Genomic DNA, 17586 nt, shown 5'->3' with positions numbered 1-17586 from the left:
CAGGCAAGCACTACGCAAAGCCACGGACAAGACGACAGACCGGAAGTAGAGAAACAGGCCACTTTGGTTGCAAGCCCTACACGCGTGCGATAAGCGACCACCGACGTTGCCGTTTCATCAAACATCATAACCGCAGCGTCGCTATTTTTCATGACGCAAGGATTTGGCATGTCCACCAGTGACGACGATTATGTTTACGACGAAGCAACGGGCGAATGGCTGCCCGCTTCAGAAGCCGCGGCAAAGGCTGCCGAAAAATCGGCTGTGCGGGACGCATCTGGCAATGTGCTCGTGGACGGCGACGCCGTGACCCTGATCAAGGACCTGAAGGTCAAGGGTGCCGGTCAGACACTGAAACAGGGCACCGTCATCCGCTCGATCCGCCTCACGGACAATCCCGAGGAAATCGACTGCCGGCATGATACGATCAAGGGCCTGGTGCTGCGCACCGAATTCGTCCGCAAGAAGACCTAACGCTCAAAAGGCAGGACAAGAGATATGGCAACATTGACGATCGAGGAACTGGCCGAAAAGCTCCAGCCGAACCAGGCGATTGCCGGGCTCGACCTCGGCACCAAGACGATCGGGCTTGCCATGTCGGATCTCGGCCGCCGTTTCTCGTCGCCACGGCAGGTGATCAAACGGGTGAAGTTCACACAGGATGCGGTGACGCTCCTGGATTTTGCGGCCAGGGAAAAGGTGGCTGCCTTCGTCATCGGGCTGCCGACGAATATGGACGGCTCGGCCGGTCCCCGCGTCCAGGCGACGCGTGCCTTCGTGCGCTCGATGTCGGAAAAGACCGCCCTGCCCTTCGTCTTCTGGGATGAGCGGCTTTCAACCGTCGCGGCGGAGCGGGCGCTGCTGGAAATGGACGTCTCGCGCGCCAAGCGGGCCGAGCGGATCGATTCGGCCGCCGCAAGCTTCATTCTTCAGGGAGCGCTGGACAGGCTCTCTTCGCTGCGCGCTGAGGCCAGTTCCCCTTTCGAAGACTGACGCCGGCGCCACCATGCGGCGATCGCCTTGCGCTTGCGGAAAGCGACAATGGCCAGCACGATCAGGCTGTCGAATGCGATGGCACGGGCGACGAGCGGCGGAATGGTTTCCGGCGGAATGCCGAGAACATTGCCATAGACCTGGAAAACAAGGTCATGGGTCTGGCGGGTCAGCATGAAGAAGCCGAAGCTCATGTCGTAATAGGAAAGGCCGTACCAGCTGCCGAGAAGCGCCACGGGGCCAGCCCAGAGAATGATGAACCACTTCATGCAGCCAGTTCCCTCGCCGTTGCCAGATAAAGCTCCGGCAGAAGCCAGCGCATCGCCGCCATGATGCTCAGAACCATCGCCGGATAGGCAATGTCGAGCGCCAGAACGGCAAAGGCGGCCGTCGAGGCGACCAGCATCGCATACTGCCTGGATAGGATTATCATCCGGGATGAGGCCTTAAGGAAGCTGGTTAACAACATATTAACGAAATTAGGCGAGCGCTGATTTTGCGCAATGCAAACCGGTGAATATGGTTAATTTCATCAATCGCGCCTGTGGACGAACGCTTTGCGCTGAACCTAGTCGCACAGCCGACGCTACGAGCGGATGCCGAAACTGTTTGTGACGACCAGCATGCAAATTATCCGTTGCGGACAACCGAAGCGGTTTTATTATTAAATGGAATTGCTAGCTCGGATAAGCTATCCGCATCGATGTTTTTTGGGGCGAGCTTGTCGAGATCGATCTGCTTCGGGCCTCTGTCCAAGCATGCGTAAGTCGGTTTTGACACGAAGGATGGAAGCGAAAACCTCTACTCCCCGGTCCCGTGCCGCTCCCTCTTCCTTTCCCCCCGCATCTCAGCGTCTGAACGGCGCTGCCCCTTTTCGCTGGTGACAAAGAACAGGCTTAGGGCGTCGGAGGTGACCTAACCTGGCGAGCTCTTTCAAGTACGGCGCGGCGGTTCCCATATCCAGAGCGTTTCCCGCCAGCAAAATGCGCGACCTGAGGGATGAGCATTTGCGTACGCGTCCGGGTACGTTTGCAGGCATAGTCAATACGTGGTCTTATTGGAACCGCCGACCCATTACTCTGACTTGTCTAAGCCACTGCTTTCTCGATTTGTCTATTGCAAGATCGCCGTATTTGAACATCCGCGGCTTCTGATTACGTCACTAGCTGCCGACCGAGAGGGCTAAGCGCGCAGATTCCTGTATGTGACCTGCTCCCGCTCCAACCCGTGCCACTGGCACCGAAACTATCAGCGTCCAACTAGGCAACCCCTCTGAAATTGTAATCTTCGTGCTACATATTCGGCAAATCTGTCGTGCAAAGCGAGCAATAGCCAACACCTCATGACCCTCCGGCCGCTGTGCGGCGCGCGCTGCGCAAACTGGGTGCGGACATCCACGACGCACGCCGACATCGCCGCCTGCCGATGTCGTAGTAGGCGAGCGCGCCTTCACTTCACGCCCAACGCTTCAAAGATCGAGGCTGGCGACGCCAATGTCGGCATTGGCCTCTATACAGGCGTCCTTCAAGCACTCGGCTTGCTAGATGGACTGAGCCAAGTCGCCGACATCAGTAACGACAGAGTCGGCCGGGCCCTGCCAGCGCGGAGTTGCCCAAGCACGCAGCGCCGTTTCTGCAATAGCCGCATTAACTGGATCATCGCAGAGACTATTGTAATGATGTCCTTAAATCCGCCGCCGCTCGGATCGCGTCACGATTTCCGGTTTCCGCGACCGCTTCGAAGAGCCTGAGTGCTTGGACGTTATCACCAAGGTTCTGCAAAGCGTAGGCTCTCAATACCATTAGATCGGAGGCTTCAGGCTGGAACCTGGCGCGCTGATCAAGATGAACGATCGCCTCACGAAACCTTCCAGCATTGAACGCAGAGTTGGCGCGGTCCGCTAGGATTGCCAGTTGTAATTCGACTGATCTTCCCTTTCTCTGTGGAGCTTTCGCTGCGGCGACAGCCGCCTTATTCGTCAGACCAAGCCTCAAGTACGCGAGGCTCTGGCCATAAGAGGCATCGGAACGTGACCTGTCATCGCCCTTCAAGAGTGCAGTTTCAAATGCTTCGGCTGCTTCCAACGGTCGATTGAGTTCCATCAAGCACCATCCCCGCGCGAGGGCCGCGGATGCCGACATACTCGCTGAACTCCCTGTCGCCAAACAATCGCGTTGTCGCGCAGGCGCAGAGCGTGGTCGTGAAAGCTCGGCGGTCGGCTGTGAGCGCGATTGCACTCCTGTCTGCGGAGTAGGCTCGATGGCGGAAGGACGAACCGTCTTTGGCACAAGCAAGCCCAGGTTTGCGATACGGTCAGATCGCCCAGCCCAGCTTTGCTGGATCGTTGCCACGCCACTACGGTCGTTTAGTTGCTGACGAGTGATCGCTAGGCCATAGGCTGACGGCTCATCGTCAGGTTTCCAATCGAGAGCCGTTTCGAACCATCGTGCAGCTGTCTGCGGTTGGCCGAAAGCCCTTGCATACCAACCAAGGAGTTGTGCTGTCGGAACATACCTTTTCTCGAATGCCGCTGCTGCGATCCGCTGCAGGACATCGTCTGGTAATTTTGACGGCGGATTTTGAGACAGGAGGCTGGCGGTCGCCGCTAGATATACCGCACCCGCCTCTTCCGAGTCATCCTTCCAGATAAGCATAACCTGCTCGGCTTCTGCCGCAGCGCCGCGGCTTACCAAAGCAAGCGATAAGCCTTGGGATGCGGAACTGCTATCGCCTTGTGCGCGCGCCATCCTAAACCAGTTTTCGGCGTCGGCCATGTTGTTATGGCGAATTCCGTACCAACCGAGGAGGAGCATGTCGGAAGCATCCCTCCCCTCTGAAGCCAGCTCCCTTAGACGATCGAGAACGTCAGGTCCGACAATGCTTCCTGGAGTTTTATTGGCGTCAGCGACTTGACGGCGAACCAGATCGTTCCGGACGCTAGCAAACTCGTCATTCTTCTCGAATGATAAGAGTGTGGCGAAAGTTTTGTAAGGCAGTAGGCCCGCAGCCTTCTGGACGGTCGCCAACCGTTGTTTCGGGTCCGTGCAATTTTGCAGGACGTATCGGTACACATCAAGGCTACGTTGTGTCCGGTCCGTTCGCTCGAACGCTTCCGCCAACCGCCAAAGAACATCCGGATCTCCGCAGTTCAACAGACTTGGTGTTGATGCCGCGAGCGTTACGACAGTCCCGAATTGGCTTGAATCCGACGCGTTTATGAGACGCGCTCTTGTCTCAGCAACGTCAAGCCGTTCAAGAAGGTCTTGTGGTGGCTGCCATGACGGGTCGGAAGCCTGACGCGCCGCGACTAACTTGCGTACCTCGGCATATTGCCCTTCCGAATAGAGCCTCCACATGTCTTCCAATTGACGGTCATGATTGACTGGAACGGCTAACGGATTATCCGGAGGCACCCACGTTGGATACAGGGCACGAAGCCGCGCGATTTCGGCCTGCAGCCGCGCGGTATCCCCCTGCTGCGCGAAATAGCGGAGCGCAGCTAAATCCGGCTCGACCTGATCTGCCTTCGGATCGGAAGTTCCAGTGCTACCCGAACTGGGACCAGGCGTGGCCTGTGCCTGAGTTGTGTATGGCGGAGCCGGTTGCGACGGGGTGATCGCGGGTAAGCCAGACTCCATTGATGCTTGAGACGCTCCGGACGGTGCGTTCTGTGCGAACTGCACCGCCTTGATTTGTGTTGCGAGTAGTTTCGGACCGGTCGTCGCGGATTCGGATGTAAGTCGGCTCTGGCGGCCACTCGCACTGCTGCTGGTTACCTCGGAGGATGGTGTAGCGGTGACGCGGTCATTCATCGTCGCAAGCAGGCTCGCGCCCGCTGCGGTAGCTGCTAGTAGGATAAATGACAGCTTCACAGACACTCCGGGTGTCTCTCCTTAACTAGAGCAAGCCCGAGCAACTGGAGTGTTGATGGGTAATATAGCTCAGGCGCAAACTGAAGGTCGGCCTGCGGCAACCGAGCCCCATACAATACACAAGCCATAATATGGTTAATGATTTGATAACCGCGATCGGACAATGGCTCAAGAGTTTGTCCGCTTGGCAAATCAATGGTGTACGCAATTCCCTCAGCCCCGCCCATGTTGTCCAAAAACCTCTGTAGATTGGCAGGATCATTGATACCTGCGCGCATCATATAAAGCGGTATTCGTATAGCGTTGTAGGAAAACTGAGGGGCAAAACGTTCCGCTTGCTTCGGCCGCGACTTGAGACTAGCCCACTCTGGCGGCAATTTTTTCGGGCCAAGCTGGAGAGCTTCAATCAATCGCAGTCCGTCGTCTTTCAAACGGTCCCATTTGTCCGAGGGGGCAAGCACCTTCATCACGGGAAGAGCCTCGAATACCCAGTAGGACGGATTGATGACGGGTCCATCCTGTCGATCAGCTGCACCGAACCCCTGAACTCCTGGCAGGAGAATGGTTCTGCCTGCAGCAACAACCACGGTCTTCGTCAGAATCGCCTTCGCGATTTTTGATGCCGACGCCAAGTACTCCTCCCTATTCCAAGCAGATCCTGCCAGGGCCAGCGCGTAGGCGATCAGAATGTCGCCGTCCGTGGCGTTATTTGTATCGACCACGTGTGGTTCAGATTTCGGATCCCACTTCCAGACTGCAAGGCCATCGTCCCGCAGTAGAAGCTCCGTTTTGGTGAAAGACCAGATTTGCTCGAAGTCGGCACTGCTGCCTGACAAATAGGCGAGCAACAATCCATACCCCTGCCCTTCGCTATGACTGATGCCGCTATTTCCATTATCGACAATCCGGCCGCTCCGGTCTAAGAAGCGACTTTTATATTCTTGCCAATGGCTAGGGTTAACAAGCTCTTGTTGCGTTTGCGCTGTGGCACCACCAGTGAACGTGGCAAGCAGGCCCACAAGAACCAGCGCAAACCCTCTCATCGATCTCGCCGCCCGAGACTTCCGAGCATCGCCGCGGTGGCAAGCCCGAGTACTGTGGCTAGCACGACGAGCAGCACAGCGTACGTAAGAACGTTCGTCGACAACCAGTTCGCGATTACTAAGCGATAGTTGTTCAGCGAAGACTCTGACATCGTTCTGACGAACTTCACATCATTGGCGCTGACTGAAGTCAGTTCTCCCGATTTTACCTCGTAAGCTGCGATCCGCCCCGAAACCTTGCTCCATTGCTCTCGCATAGTGATCGCCTTAACCCCTTTGCTAAGTTCTTCAACGGTCGGCGCGGTCACTGCGGTCCAAATCGCAGCCCCTTGCGGACTGCTGCCCTGCGCAATCACGAGACTCTGGTTAAGGGTTGGCGCAAAGGCAGGCTCTTTGCCTGGAGCAAACTGAAGGGATGAAAGAGTGATATCAAAGTTGCGGCGCAACCATTCTTGCAATGCACTGATTTGACCACTCCAAGCACCACCCCGCACCCGTGAACGCCATTCATCAAAGCTCACCGGGGAATTGACGCCGTTTACAGTCAGGTCGCCAACCGATCGCCAAGCCGCGACGCTGTTTGGATCGATTTTCAGCTGCGCGAAAAACTTGTCCGGCATGTCCGAGAGCGCGCCGAAGAACAGCACGTTGCGCTCACCGATCGTGCTCTGGCTTGCAAGTATCTCGATCGGAATGAGCCGCCCAGCAGAAAGCGCTAGCCTGGCCATAAAAGTTGACGTCGCAGCAAGTGTATCTGCGTCAAGTCGTGCTGACGCCAGGAGCAAGGGCTCGGTTCCTCTGCCATAGGGAAACCCTGTTCCAGCGAGGCCCGCCAGATTTGGGATTTGACCGATTCGAGCGAAGGTTGGCATCGCCCACTCGGAAGTTCCAAACACCGCGATCCTTGGCTCTTTTAATGACGTAGCGCCAGGTTGACAGACTTTGTCGCTTTCAGTCAACACGACAGCTTCTAGGGCGATGTTGTTAACACCCGGCTTGAAATGCCGAAGTGTTACTCTGATTGGCATGTGACGAAGTATGCCGCCTTTCTGCGACGTGATCGGCATGGTCGAGGCTATATTGCCGTTTACGTAAACATCAAAGTGGCTCCCTGGCAAAACGGATTCGGCAAAAGCCGCGTCCAGGAGCAGTGTCGCCTCTCCGTATGCATTGGCATAGAAATCAGCAGGAACGCCGATATTGAAATTTGCCCTGATCCGTCGTCCCGCAAATTCGACATTATCGACCCCAAGCTCAGACAGACTTAAGCGCTCACCGCCGAATAAGAGCGGGGCGTCCGGTGCGCTCCAGCGCTGTGTGGAAATTGCGTCGCGACGAATGTCACGGGGAGGCGCGAGCGGGGACACGATAGAATCGACGGCTGCCGCAACTCCCCTCCAGTCCGGCCCAGTAATCAACAGCACTTGACCCTCCGTGCGAGGATCGGTCGCGAGTGTCGCGACGGGGGCAGTTTGTGATCCGGCAGGAAGGTCACCAAAGATGGGCTGAAGCTCTGATGCAGTGCCGATGACGATACCGATGCGGCCCGGTGCCGGAGCGCCCAGCTGCGATCGCTCTATCTTGAAATTTTGATTTGGCATACCGGACAAAAGAGAGAGCCCTTGCGACAACCGAACCAGTGTTTCGCCGGCCGCGGCCTGGCCAACTGCTGGCATCAGAACCTCGAAGTCTGTATTGCCGTTTTCATCTGGACCAATCGCCCGGATCGCATCAGCTAACGAAGGCCGGGCATCTGGCAGGCTGTCGAAGCTCAAAAAAGTCTCGGCCGGATCAATGTCGGTCCACAGTTCATAGGTGGAGTCGATGCTGCAATCCGTCCGATGACGCTGAACAGACCGAATTTCAATTCGGTTCGAGCCTGGTTGGAGTAAGGTCGACGGTATGTCAAAGACACGCGATCCTGGAGCGTCCGGGAAAGCAACCGACGCATCTCCGACCAACTGGCCATTGATCAGCACAGAAATTTGGGAGATTTCCGGAGCGATGACGACTGCATTTTGAAAGCCCAGGTGAAACTTTGCTTTAGCTTTTGCCTGCTGTTCAGAGAGATAAATTGACCAGACGCGACGGTCCTCCTCGCCTTCCATTACAAGGCTCTTGCTAGGAATAATATAACGGCGCGTGCCGATCTCTGGTCGCGTCTGCGCCGAGGGATTGTTCGGTTTCGCGCGCGGCTCCGTGGCTGGAGGTGTTGGGGCGGTCGGGACACTGAAGGGGGGCGAGGCAGTGGGGTGCCCAGCCTGCGGCCAGCGAAAACTTGGAGCTGCAGGCGGCTCCGCGGGCCTCTCTGGCGTCATGTCGAAGGGGGCTGGCTGCGATTTGGCGGGCCCTGCCGTCGTACCGAGTAATGCTATGATGACAGGCAGTAAGAGAACATCGCGAAGGGCCTGCTTTTTCATCGTGCGCTCCTGCCAAGTCCACGTGAAAAATATACAAGTCCTCGACTAGTTTGGTATAGCGCCATGCCCAGAAACCAAATCGTACCTCGGATAAGACCTGGATTACGACGGCGGCTTTTCTGAAAATTCTCCCATTGGGAGGAGTTCGCAAAAATAAGGTCGGCGATCCAACGATGATCAAGCGCATCTCTTGGCTGGTACTGACACCCAAGGAGCGACACCTCACCGGTGCGCTCTACGGCGCGCACAATCAGAGGCAAAACTGCACTCTCGCCGCCACTATGTGGTTTGAAACGAATCTCAGCGGTCGTGCCTGGCTCTAGCGTCGCGGCGTCGCGCCCGAAGATTTGCAACCGAGCTCCGCCTACGGACACGTCCTCGATTGACGCTGAGTACCATTGACCGCCCGCCCCAAACTCGCAGCGCCGTTGAGCCTTCACACGCCGGGCGGCCGCCTTCTCGCCTCGTTCCGAGACCACCCCGAGTGCGCAACCCGCAAGGATGAGGTTAATGACGTTCCAACCGCCGACAACAAGTGTCACGTCAGCTTTGTATGGTTCAGCGTAGACACGATAGATCGTCACCAGCAGGGCTAAGATCTGCACGGCGAATATAACGAAGAAGGGGCGACTGATTTCAGACAAGCGGCTGACTGCAACGGACTCGTCCTTCGCAGTTACTTTGAAGGTCGGCTTACGAGGATTGAGGATGACTGATACGACAGCTGGCAGTAGATGCACGGTCTGGACAAACTCATAAAGCTCGGAAATCCAAGGCCACCGAAAAGAGCCGTAAAGATAGTTTTGCATCATGAGGTTCACGAGCATGTAAGCGAGAGTGTAGGCCAAAAACTCGCCACCTGACGCGTTGAATATTTCCAAATCGAAGAAAAGGTAAAACAGAGGCGCGAAGAGGAAGATGGTGCGTGGAAAAGGGAACAACCAGAACAAGGTCGATGACATGTAGCAGAGTCGCTGCGGGATAGTGAGGCCGCCCTTAAACAGCGGCATTCGAAAACGCAGGATCTGCATCATCCCTTGCGCCCAACGGCTTCGTTGACCGATAAAGCTGGCAAACGTTGCAGGCTGAAGCCCAGCGATCAATGGTTTGTCGACATAAACACTGTTCCATCCGGCGCCGTGCAGGGCAAGGGCAGTCTCGCAGTCTTCGGTAATGCTTACGCCACTGAAGCCGTCGGTGACCTGAAGAGCGCGGCGGCTCAAGACCGCCGCGGAACCACAGAAGAAGGACGCATTCCACTTGTCGAGACCTCGCTGGATAATGCCGTAGAACATTTCGTTCTCGCTCGGCATGGTATCAAAGGTACGTAAATTACGTTCCAGAGGGTCAGGATTTAAGAAGAAGTGCGGAGTCTGGACGAGAAACAGTTTTGGGTCGTCATCAAAGTAACCAACCGTCTCAAGCAGAAAGTCACGCGCTGGCGCATGATCGGCATCAAAGACGGCAATGAGTTCGCCATCAGAATGGGCAAGGCCGTTGTTGAGGTTTCCAGCTTTTGCATGCTCGTTCCGCTCGCGGGTGAGATACCGCACGCCAAGCTGCTCACACAGCTGCGAGAGCTCTCGATTACGGCCATTCGCAGTCTCAGCCTCTAGCATATCAGGAGCATTTCGCTTCTGTAGCGTGCCGCCGTCGTCCAACAGCCAGACTTGCAGCTTCTCGGCCGGGTAATCCATCGCCTTGGCGGCAGCGAGAGTGTTCGCAAGCAGTACCGGATCTTCATTATACGAAGGGACGAAAACGTCGACAGACGGAAAATGCGTTAGCGACTTCGCCCTGGAGGGTCGGGACGGAAGCGGCGTAGCGACAATGAAAAAGCTCAGCGTCAACATCATGACGCTGTAGACCTCTGCGAGGTAAAGAAGCAGCCCCGGAATGAAGTTTTCCAATTGATTGACTGGTGGAAGGGTCTCCGTAGTTCGCCAATACACGTAACGCAGAACGATCGCCGTTCCAAAGGCCAACGCAACAAGTCGCCAGCGACCGTCCGCGCCGAGAACCTTGAGTATGGCCATGAAGGTGACAACGCTGATACTTGCGATTAATTGCGTCTGCAGGCTTACCGGGAGCGTGATCAGGGCGATGACGCACACCGCTATCGCAGCCCATATGATGACAGCCAGAGCTTTACGCATCTATTTTCCTTAGGTGAACGCGGTCCGCGAGGTAACAGCCTCTTGTCATCATTACTTGCAGCTTGCCGCCGGTGCCAGTGCACCTAGACAGTCTGGTGAAGGAACAGTCCCGGATAAAGCTTCCGTGCTCGATCCATTTTGGCGCGTTTCGCTTACGTCCGAGGCGACACTCGCTGACGCGGCGCTGCCAGGCAAAGGGACTAGCGGACGATTGGAAACTGCTGGAACGTCTAGTGCAGTCGGCGCGGACACACGAACCTCCTGAGGGACAGATGCGCGCCCAGACCGAGGTACGGGGTTCAACGCTTGACCCGCAGAATAGCTAAAGGTGAAATCCTTTTCGTCTCTGGCGCTCGATGGATAGATGGGCTGACCCGACTTCCCGATTCGCGAATCGATCGCCGTAGGACGACCGAACGGGTTCCACAGCTGGCCGTCAAAACTCCCAGTGATAGTGTAGCCGTAAAGCACACTCAGCAGTTCCTCGTCGGTCGCACGGCGGTCGCAAAGCCTAAGCCTAACCTGAATCATACCGAGATCAGTCGGTGTGCCGCGATTTTGACTCCCAGACCGGATTTGCTGCCAACCATAAAGACAAGCATCGCCGCTGCGACCGTGGCCAAATGCATACCCGAAAGGACCGTAAGAATTTTGCAGAAAAATTGGTGAACGAGACAGACGGACACCAGGTGCAGCCCTGACAATCTCTTGCTGCAGCGCGCCTGCTCGAAGCGGCCTGTAGGATAGCTTCGAACTTCCCTCTCCACGTCCGCCAATAATGGCGACCTTCATATAGTTCTGGCCTGGGACGCTTGACGAAGTTGCAAGCGAAAGCGTTTGCTCGAGACCGTTCCTGTAACTTTTCTGCACGACACCTACAATTGCGGGACCACCAGGCGGCGGCATCACCATTGCTTTCTCGAGATCGACGAGCTCAGATTCACCCGACTGCTTGATCGATCCAGTCGTGCCGCATCCGGACACCGCTGCTGCGGTAGCGATCAGCAAAACGATCCATCCCATTTGGTGACCAGTTGCCACGACACAATCCTAACCGGGGTCCGCAACGTCAAATGCCGTTGAGCGACGACGCACGAAAAAAACTAAGTCTACCTACTCACGATCATGGTTAATGATTGGTAAATTTAGGCGCCGAATATTAGCATTTTGATAACCCCGACGGCAAAAGTGCGGTTTGGTTTAGAGCGTCACCGAGACGCAGTAGGGAGCACAAGCAGTAACATCGGACAGGTGCGCTAATCCCATTACTGAGATTTTAATATTCAGGCGCTATCTCCAAACCCAGCTACATGACGTAGTTGTAAAACTTGAGAGAAGCGATGATCGATTTTTCCGGTTTGATTTCACTTGCCCTTATCGCAACGGCAGTGGTTTTGTTCTTTCGTTGGGTAATCCATGATATGAACAAGGGCTGAAAGGGTGCGCTAGTAGCCACGCACCGCTTTCTAGGTCTCGATTTTGAGCGATAAGTTTCGGTTGTGCACCACTGCGCTAAGAATGAACCGCTGGTTTGTCTAAGTCAGATTGTTATCTAAGAGCGGCATGTTGGAACATTCGCTGCTTGTTGCTACTCATTAGACACCGACCAAGAGGGCTCAGCGACATTTTCTCTATCGGCAATTCAGCACCCGATACCTGGGGCCGAGGCCTCATATGGCGCTCGGAAAGGCGCTTGGCTGAGCGCGTTGCTTGGGCCGTCGCACACTGGTGTAAGCGATAATTTGATTGACGTCACCAACGAGATAGGACTCGGCGCACCTTGGATTCATCTACGCGCCTGCCTCGCCTGCCAGGCGCTTCATCGCCTCGTTGATAGCGACGAGCGGTTCAGGCGGCAGATCGATCAGATCAGTGTCGACCGATAGCCGAGGAAGATCGCGCACGAACAGATTGCCCCCGTTTCAGAGCGATAGATCATCCGTAGATGGCGCGAACCAGGCGGCGCACGGCGGCGGCAACCTTTTCCCAGTCCTTTTCCGTCTTCAACGGAATGCCGGCGAACTGTTCACTGACGGCGGCGGAAATCACCATGTGCTGGATCGATGCGAAAAGCAGCGCATTGGTGGTGGCGGTATCGACGCCCTTCGGCGGCTTCAGCGAGCCCTGCATCTTTTCCAGCCACTTGCCGAGCGCCTTCATGCGCGATTCCGACAGACGGCGGACCTGCGGCGTATCCTGCGAGACTTCCCAGGCAACGATCTTGCAAACCAGCGGATCGTCCCTTAGCGCTTCCATAAAATACATGGAGAGCTTTTCCATCAGGTCGCCATAGGTGAGGATGAACATGCCGCCGGTATCCTGAGGGATTTTATCTTTCACCCAACTGCCGAGTTCTTCACCGATCGCATCGATCAGGCCGTCAAGGCCGCCGTAATAGCGGTAGATCAGCTGCTTGTCGCAGCCGGCACGGCGCGCCACGGCATTGATGCCGAAGCCCTGGAAACCCTGTTCGGCGAGAAGTGCCCGGGCGGCGAGAAAAATGGCGCGTTCGGTGCCGGCGCGGTTGCGCGGCCTCATCGCCTGGTTCTGTTGCGCCGTCATATCGAGGACCTGCAGCATCGTCCGCCCGTTTCCTAACAAACCTTAGAAGAGGCGATAAAGCGCAGAGTGGAGCCCGGCAAGTCGATTGGGAAACCATGCACAGGATAAGCCAAATTCCAAAACAGCGTTGCTTTTGAAATCAGGCCACTGCAAAAGGAAGATGGGAGGACTGATGTGAAACTGTCTTTATGCTCCTCGTCTTCCAAAGCATCCTCCCGATCTTCCTGCTCGTCCTGCTCGGTATCGCGCTGAAACGCGCCCCGGTGATCAACCCGTCCTTCTGGGACGGGCTCGAACAATGCAGCTATTTCGTGCTGTTTCCGGCGCTGCTGTTCCTGACGATGGTGGAAGCGGATTTCTCCAACACACAGAATGTCACGGTCAGCTTCGCTGCCATCCTTGCCGTCATCGCCATGTCCATCGGCGTGCTCGTGATCTGGCCGCTGTTGAAACGCATCGGCGTCAAGCCGCCGGCCTATACGTCGCTGTTCCAGACCACGACACGCTGGAACGGGTTCGTGGCGCTGGCGATCGCCGCCAAGACATCAGGCACGCCCGGGCTGACGATGGTCGGACTGGTGATGGCGGCCATCATCATCCCGCTCAACCTGATCAGCGTCGCCGTCCTGCTGTGGTTTTCCGGCCGCGAGTGGAGTTACCGGGCGCTCGCCTACAAGATCGTCACCAATCCGCTGATCCTGTCGACCGCTCTCGGCATCCTGGTCAATCTCGCGAGCATTCCGCTTTATGCGCCAGTCCTGCAGACGATTGATCTGCTGTCGCAGGCATCGCTCAGTCTCGGGCTTCTGACCGTCGGTGCCGGGCTAAGGGTCATGGACGCCTTGAAACCCAGGCCGCTCGTAATACTCGCCGTAGTTCTGAAGCTCTTCGCCTTCCCGATCGTCGGCGTCCTCATTGGTTTCGCGCTCGGCATCACGGGCGAAGGCATCGTCATGCTGGCGCTCTGCGCCGCTGTACCGACGGCCATGAACGGCTACCTGCTCGCCAAACAGATGAACGGCGACGCGGAATTCTACGCGGCCGCCGCGACGCTTCAGGTCGCGGTGTCGTTCTTCAGCATACCCGTTGTGATGACGCTCGCCGCCTATGTGGCCGGCGGATAAAGCAGATCGACGATGTAGCTGGCGTCGAAGCGGGAATCGAGCATGCCGTAGGTCGAGCGCCAGCCGCCGGCGAGACGCGTTTCCAGATAGGCGTCGGCGATCTTGCCGGCACCAAGCCTTGCCAATTCGGCGGCACCGGCGGCCAGCGCCAGCTGTTCCACGAGCAGGCGCGCCGCCCCCTCATCCCGTTCGCAGAGTGCCATGGCCGCCCTGAGTACCTCGACCGTCTTGCGGCCGGATGAGCCGAGGTCCCGCTCGAAGCCGGAGAGCACGATCTCGAACAGATCGCGGCCGCGCGACAGGACACGCAGGACATCCAGCGCCATGACATTGCCGGAGCCTTCCCAGATCGCGTTGACCGGGGCCTCGCGATAGTGGCGGGCGATCGGCCGCTCCTCGATATAGCCATTGCCGCCAAGGCACTCCATTGCCTCGTAGATCAGCGATGGGGCGAGCTTGCAATTCCAATATTTGATCACCGGCGTCATGACGCGGGCAAAGGCCGCGTCGGCCGGGTTGCTCGCAGCACGGTCGAAGGCCTCGGCTAGGCGGAAGCTCAGTGCCGTCGCAGCGGCGACATCCAGCGCCATGTCGGCCAGAACGCGGGTCATCAGCGGCTGGTCGACGAGCTTCTTGCCGAACACGCTGCGGCCGCGCGTATGATGGACGGCTTCCGCCAGCGAGGCGCGCATGATGCCGGCAGATGCAAGCGCGCAGTCGAGCCGCGTCAGTGTCACCATATCGAGGATGGTGCGAATGCCGGCGCCGGATTCGCCGAGCAGATAGCCGAACGCATCGGTGAACTCGACTTCGGACGAGGCATTCGAGCGGTTGCCGACCTTGTCCTTCAGGCGCTGGAACTGCAGGCCGTTCGCCGAACCGTCCTCCAGAAGACGAGGCACGAGGAAGCAGCCGATGCCATCACTCGTCTTGGCCAGCATGATGAAGCCGTCGCTCATCGGAGCGGACATGAACCATTTGTGGCCAGAGAGACGGTAGATCCCCTCACCCACCCGCTCCGCCGTCGAGCGGTTGGCGCGTACGTCCGTGCCGCCCTGCTTTTCGGTCATGCCCATGCCGAGCGTGATAGCCGATTTCTGCATCGCCGGACGATTGGTCGAATCGTATTTGCGCGACAGGATTTTCGGCGCCCATTCCTTCTGAACCCGCGGCGAGGCCATTAGGGCGGCGACGGAAGCGCTGGTCATGGTGAGCGGGCACAGATGCCCGCATTCGAGCTGCGCCGTCAGGTAGAAACGCGTTGCACGCACCTTGTGTTCGCTGCCCTTGGCATCCGGCACGCTCTCCCAGATCGACGAATGCAGGCCGCTCTGCATCGAGCGGCGCATCAGCGCGTGCCAGGCCGGATGGAATTCGGTGATATCCATGCGCTCGCCGCGCGGACCATGGGTCTTCAACTTCGGCGGATTTTCATTCGCCATACGCGCCAGTTCCTGCGCTTCCGGCGAGGTCACATAGCGTCCGAGCTGATCATATTCCTCGCGGATCGACCGATTGAGGCCAGCGGTCAGATCGACCAGTAGCGGATCGGAGCGATAGGCATTGATGCCGGACCAGGGCGCAGGCTGGTTCAGTTCGGCAAATTTTTCTTCGGCGCGGGACATGTCGTTCATGCCCCGGTTCTAGCGGAACTTGTTCATAGTGGAAACGGCTCTGCGACGGCAAATCGTTCTTCTCAACAAAAGGCCGCAGGCTCGGGGAGGCAGATGTATAGCTGTTGCGAACTTGGTGAAGAATCAGGGCTCGAAGTCGCGGCTTTTGCGTATGCTGGATGGGAGCGAACCCGTCAAAACTGTCGGAAAGATCTTCAACGCATTTTGCTCTGCCAAGTGCTTCCGGTTTGTCTGGGGTGCAATATGGCGCGGATACTCACGTCGGACGAAGGCTCTTGTGGCGTTTGGGGAACGATCTACGCGTGACAGCCGTCCATTGACGGTAGCAACTTCCTTTGTTCGAGCCATCTCCACAAGCAAAGCGGCTCCACGCCGTGGACGACCGCTTTCTAGGGGCATAAGCCTACTTCTATCGAGGATAATCCAACGAGATAAAAATTGGAAATCAGGAAGTAAATGCCAACAAGGTTGCGAATGTAAGGAAGCGTTGCGCCCTCAGCGGCGAAGCTGGTTTCCAGATCTCTGAATGGCGTTCCAGAGATTGGCCGGCATAAAGTCGTGTCCCAAACGCATCCACAGCTTTACATCGAACGGATGCGCAAAGATGAGATCCGTACGACCGATCTCATATCTGAGAGCCTGGAGAGTTCGCTGCCCCGAAAAAGCGGATGTCACGACTTGGGTATCGAGGATCGAGGCGTCCTTGGTCGCGAAATCTTTCAGATTATCCGTAACCAGTATATCCGCTCCAGCTCCAATGGCCGTAGCCAGCACACCTGCGTCCTCTGCGTCAGACGTGGCTAGACGTTCTTCCCCGCCCAAGATGAGGTACGGATCGAGCGCCTCTGGCCCATATTTCATCATGTCGATGATCGATCCGGTATATGCCTTGATGCGGTTCTCGGCAAATTGCCGTCGGCGCAGTACCGCCTCAAGCGTTTCGATCATCTCGAACGAAATAACTAGTTGTGCTTTATCAGCTAGACCCCACTTCTGGCTGCTCACCATAGACAGCAAGGTCTGCGTCGCAGTTCCTCGATGACCACGGTCGTACGCGATTATGTTGCCGACGAAGATATTCACGTCGAGCAGCACTCGGACAGGACGATCCATCTTACTTCGCGGTCGCAGAGGCACGTGTTAGTGCCGTCGCTTCTTCTAAGATGTCGATCTCGTTTGACGGGCCTGATGACCCTCCGAATCGATGCTCCGAAGAAAGGTCGATCGTTGCCTTCTCAAGGCGGACCCGCGCTGCCGCCGCCATCATTTCGCGGCCAAGCCTTACGATGGTGTCTTGATCATCCTGTGCGTTCAGCTCAAGCAAGAAATCGCGGACACCCTTTGGAAGCCCAACAAAAACTGTAATAGCGCTGGAAACGGCATTCGACACGGACCTGTTCTCTATCGAGGCCACCATTTTTAATTTGGTGGCCATCTTCCCATCAACGTTCGCAGAGACAGTAGAAGACACAGCACGCTCCTATAGAAATACACCGTTTCTATATACTCCTTAGCACACCGATTTTCGATCATGGCCAACGAACGACGTATCCCAAAACATCCGGCTAGCATCGTGCTTGCCCGCGGTGTTTTCGGTGGGGGTACTCCCTAGGCGCAGGGAACAAAGGCTGAAACATACACAGCTTCAGTCTTTAACCGGGGACGAGGATGACGGCCTTGTGCTGTGATATCCAAAAGTCGAGATGCCAACGGAGCCGGACTGGATCAACAAGCCGTAGATAAAATCTGCCACGGCTTGCAGCCTGCCCCCCCAAAACGTAT

Annotated in this window: 13 protein-coding genes and 1 pseudogene; 4 read left to right on the top strand and 10 right to left on the bottom strand. The window is 56.8% G+C overall.

Annotated elements, in window-relative coordinates; translation table 11 throughout:
• Positions 1 to 168 precede the first annotated feature (168 nt).
• Positions 169 to 474: an alkylphosphonate utilization protein gene (locus BM216_RS28805; RefSeq protein ID WP_093003108.1), complete on the top strand. Its 306-nt coding sequence runs from the start codon at positions 169 to 171 to the stop codon at positions 472 to 474.
• A gap of 24 nt (positions 475 to 498) precedes the next feature.
• Positions 499 to 993, top strand: coding sequence for a Holliday junction resolvase RuvX (ruvX, locus tag BM216_RS28800; RefSeq protein WP_093003106.1), 495 nt, complete (start codon positions 499 to 501; stop codon positions 991 to 993).
• On the opposite strand, the gene BM216_RS28795 is transcribed toward ruvX, so the two are convergent.
• Positions 930 to 1262 (bottom strand): DUF6105 family protein, encoded by a 333-nt coding sequence (locus BM216_RS28795; protein WP_093003104.1) that lies wholly within the window; start codon positions 1260 to 1262, stop codon positions 930 to 932. The genes ruvX and BM216_RS28795 overlap by 64 nt on opposite strands.
• Entirely contained in the window at positions 1259 to 1426 is a 168-nt protein-coding gene (locus BM216_RS34280) for a hypothetical protein (protein WP_177230958.1), read from the bottom strand. The genes BM216_RS28795 and BM216_RS34280 overlap by 4 nt, the downstream gene beginning before the upstream one ends.
• Before the next feature lie 926 nt (positions 1427 to 2352).
• On the opposite strand from BM216_RS34280, the pseudogene BM216_RS35225 reads away from it, so the two are divergent.
• A pseudogene (locus tag BM216_RS35225) lies at positions 2353 to 2596 on the top strand (hypothetical protein); the annotation flags it as partial.
• A gap of 64 nt (positions 2597 to 2660) precedes the next feature.
• Here the strand turns inward: BM216_RS35225 and BM216_RS28785 are convergent.
• The 5 genes from BM216_RS28785 to BM216_RS28760 form a co-directional block, all read right to left on the bottom strand.
• On the bottom strand, positions 2661 to 4871 hold the full coding sequence (locus BM216_RS28785) for a cellulose synthase (protein ID WP_244530380.1): 2211 nt from the start codon (positions 4869 to 4871) through the stop codon (positions 2661 to 2663).
• Entirely contained in the window at positions 4862 to 5908 is a 1047-nt protein-coding gene (locus BM216_RS28780) for a family 8 glycosyl hydrolase (protein WP_093003100.1), read from the bottom strand. The genes BM216_RS28785 and BM216_RS28780 overlap by 10 nt, the downstream gene beginning before the upstream one ends.
• Positions 5905 to 8328 (bottom strand): cellulose biosynthesis cyclic di-GMP-binding regulatory protein BcsB, encoded by a 2424-nt coding sequence (locus BM216_RS28775; protein WP_093003098.1) that lies wholly within the window; start codon positions 8326 to 8328, stop codon positions 5905 to 5907. The genes BM216_RS28780 and BM216_RS28775 overlap by 4 nt, the downstream gene beginning before the upstream one ends.
• Positions 8325 to 10484: a UDP-forming cellulose synthase catalytic subunit gene (bcsA, locus tag BM216_RS28770; protein WP_093003096.1), complete on the bottom strand. Its 2160-nt coding sequence runs from the start codon at positions 10482 to 10484 to the stop codon at positions 8325 to 8327. The genes BM216_RS28775 and bcsA overlap by 4 nt, the downstream gene beginning before the upstream one ends.
• A 1935-nt stretch (positions 10485 to 12419) precedes the next feature.
• Positions 12420 to 13064: a TetR/AcrR family transcriptional regulator gene (locus tag BM216_RS28760; protein ID WP_093003092.1), complete on the bottom strand. Its 645-nt coding sequence runs from the start codon at positions 13062 to 13064 to the stop codon at positions 12420 to 12422.
• Between the two features lie 170 nt (positions 13065 to 13234).
• Here BM216_RS28760 and BM216_RS28755 point away from each other — a divergent pair, with 170 nt between their 5' ends.
• Complete coding sequence (locus BM216_RS28755) at positions 13235 to 14170, top strand: AEC family transporter (protein WP_093003089.1); 936 nt, start codon at positions 13235 to 13237, stop codon at positions 14168 to 14170.
• Here the strand turns inward: BM216_RS28755 and BM216_RS28750 are convergent.
• The 3 genes from BM216_RS28750 to BM216_RS28740 all read right to left on the bottom strand — a co-directional run bounded on the left by BM216_RS28750 (position 14152) and on the right by BM216_RS28740 (position 17275).
• Complete coding sequence (locus BM216_RS28750; protein WP_093003088.1) at positions 14152 to 15804, bottom strand: acyl-CoA dehydrogenase family protein; 1653 nt, start codon at positions 15802 to 15804, stop codon at positions 14152 to 14154. The two genes, BM216_RS28755 and BM216_RS28750, sit on opposite strands and share 19 nt — an antisense overlap.
• A 495-nt stretch (positions 15805 to 16299) precedes the next feature.
• Positions 16300 to 16917: a PIN domain-containing protein gene (locus tag BM216_RS28745; protein ID WP_093003086.1), complete on the bottom strand. Its 618-nt coding sequence runs from the start codon at positions 16915 to 16917 to the stop codon at positions 16300 to 16302.
• A gap of 1 nt (position 16918) precedes the next feature.
• Positions 16919 to 17275 (bottom strand): hypothetical protein, encoded by a 357-nt coding sequence (locus BM216_RS28740; RefSeq protein WP_093003084.1) that lies wholly within the window; start codon positions 17273 to 17275, stop codon positions 16919 to 16921.
• Positions 17276 to 17586 lie beyond the last annotated feature (311 nt).

The sequence above is a fragment of the Rhizobium sp. NFR07 genome (assembly GCF_900111905.1).
Taxonomy (GTDB): Bacteria; Pseudomonadota; Alphaproteobacteria; order Rhizobiales; family Rhizobiaceae; genus Neorhizobium.
Note: the sequence above shows the minus strand (reverse complement) of the source record. Positions and strands in the feature narration are given on the sequence as shown.

Excerpts from the sequence above, each read along its gene's own strand:
- BM216_RS28780 (WP_093003100.1), bottom strand. The coding sequence starts at position 5,908 with ATGAGAGGGTTTGCGCTGGTTCTTGTGGGCCTGCTTGCCACGTTCACT.
- BM216_RS28755 (WP_093003089.1), top strand. The coding sequence starts at position 13,235 with ATGCTCCTCGTCTTCCAAAGCATCCTCCCGATCTTCCTGCTCGTCCTG.
- BM216_RS28795 (WP_093003104.1), bottom strand. The coding sequence starts at position 1,262 with ATGAAGTGGTTCATCATTCTCTGGGCTGGCCCCGTGGCGCTTCTCGGC.
- ruvX (WP_093003106.1), top strand. The coding sequence starts at position 499 with ATGGCAACATTGACGATCGAGGAACTGGCCGAAAAGCTCCAGCCGAAC.
- BM216_RS28745 (WP_093003086.1), bottom strand. The coding sequence starts at position 16,917 with ATGGATCGTCCTGTCCGAGTGCTGCTCGACGTGAATATCTTCGTCGGC.
- BM216_RS28760 (WP_093003092.1), bottom strand. The coding sequence starts at position 13,064 with ATGCTGCAGGTCCTCGATATGACGGCGCAACAGAACCAGGCGATGAGG.
- bcsA (WP_093003096.1), bottom strand. The coding sequence starts at position 10,484 with ATGCGTAAAGCTCTGGCTGTCATCATATGGGCTGCGATAGCGGTGTGC.
- BM216_RS28775 (WP_093003098.1), bottom strand. The coding sequence starts at position 8,328 with ATGAAAAAGCAGGCCCTTCGCGATGTTCTCTTACTGCCTGTCATCATA.
- BM216_RS34280 (WP_177230958.1), bottom strand. The coding sequence starts at position 1,426 with ATGATAATCCTATCCAGGCAGTATGCGATGCTGGTCGCCTCGACGGCC.
- BM216_RS28750 (WP_093003088.1), bottom strand. The coding sequence starts at position 15,804 with ATGAACGACATGTCCCGCGCCGAAGAAAAATTTGCCGAACTGAACCAG.
- BM216_RS28805 (WP_093003108.1), top strand. The coding sequence starts at position 169 with ATGTCCACCAGTGACGACGATTATGTTTACGACGAAGCAACGGGCGAA.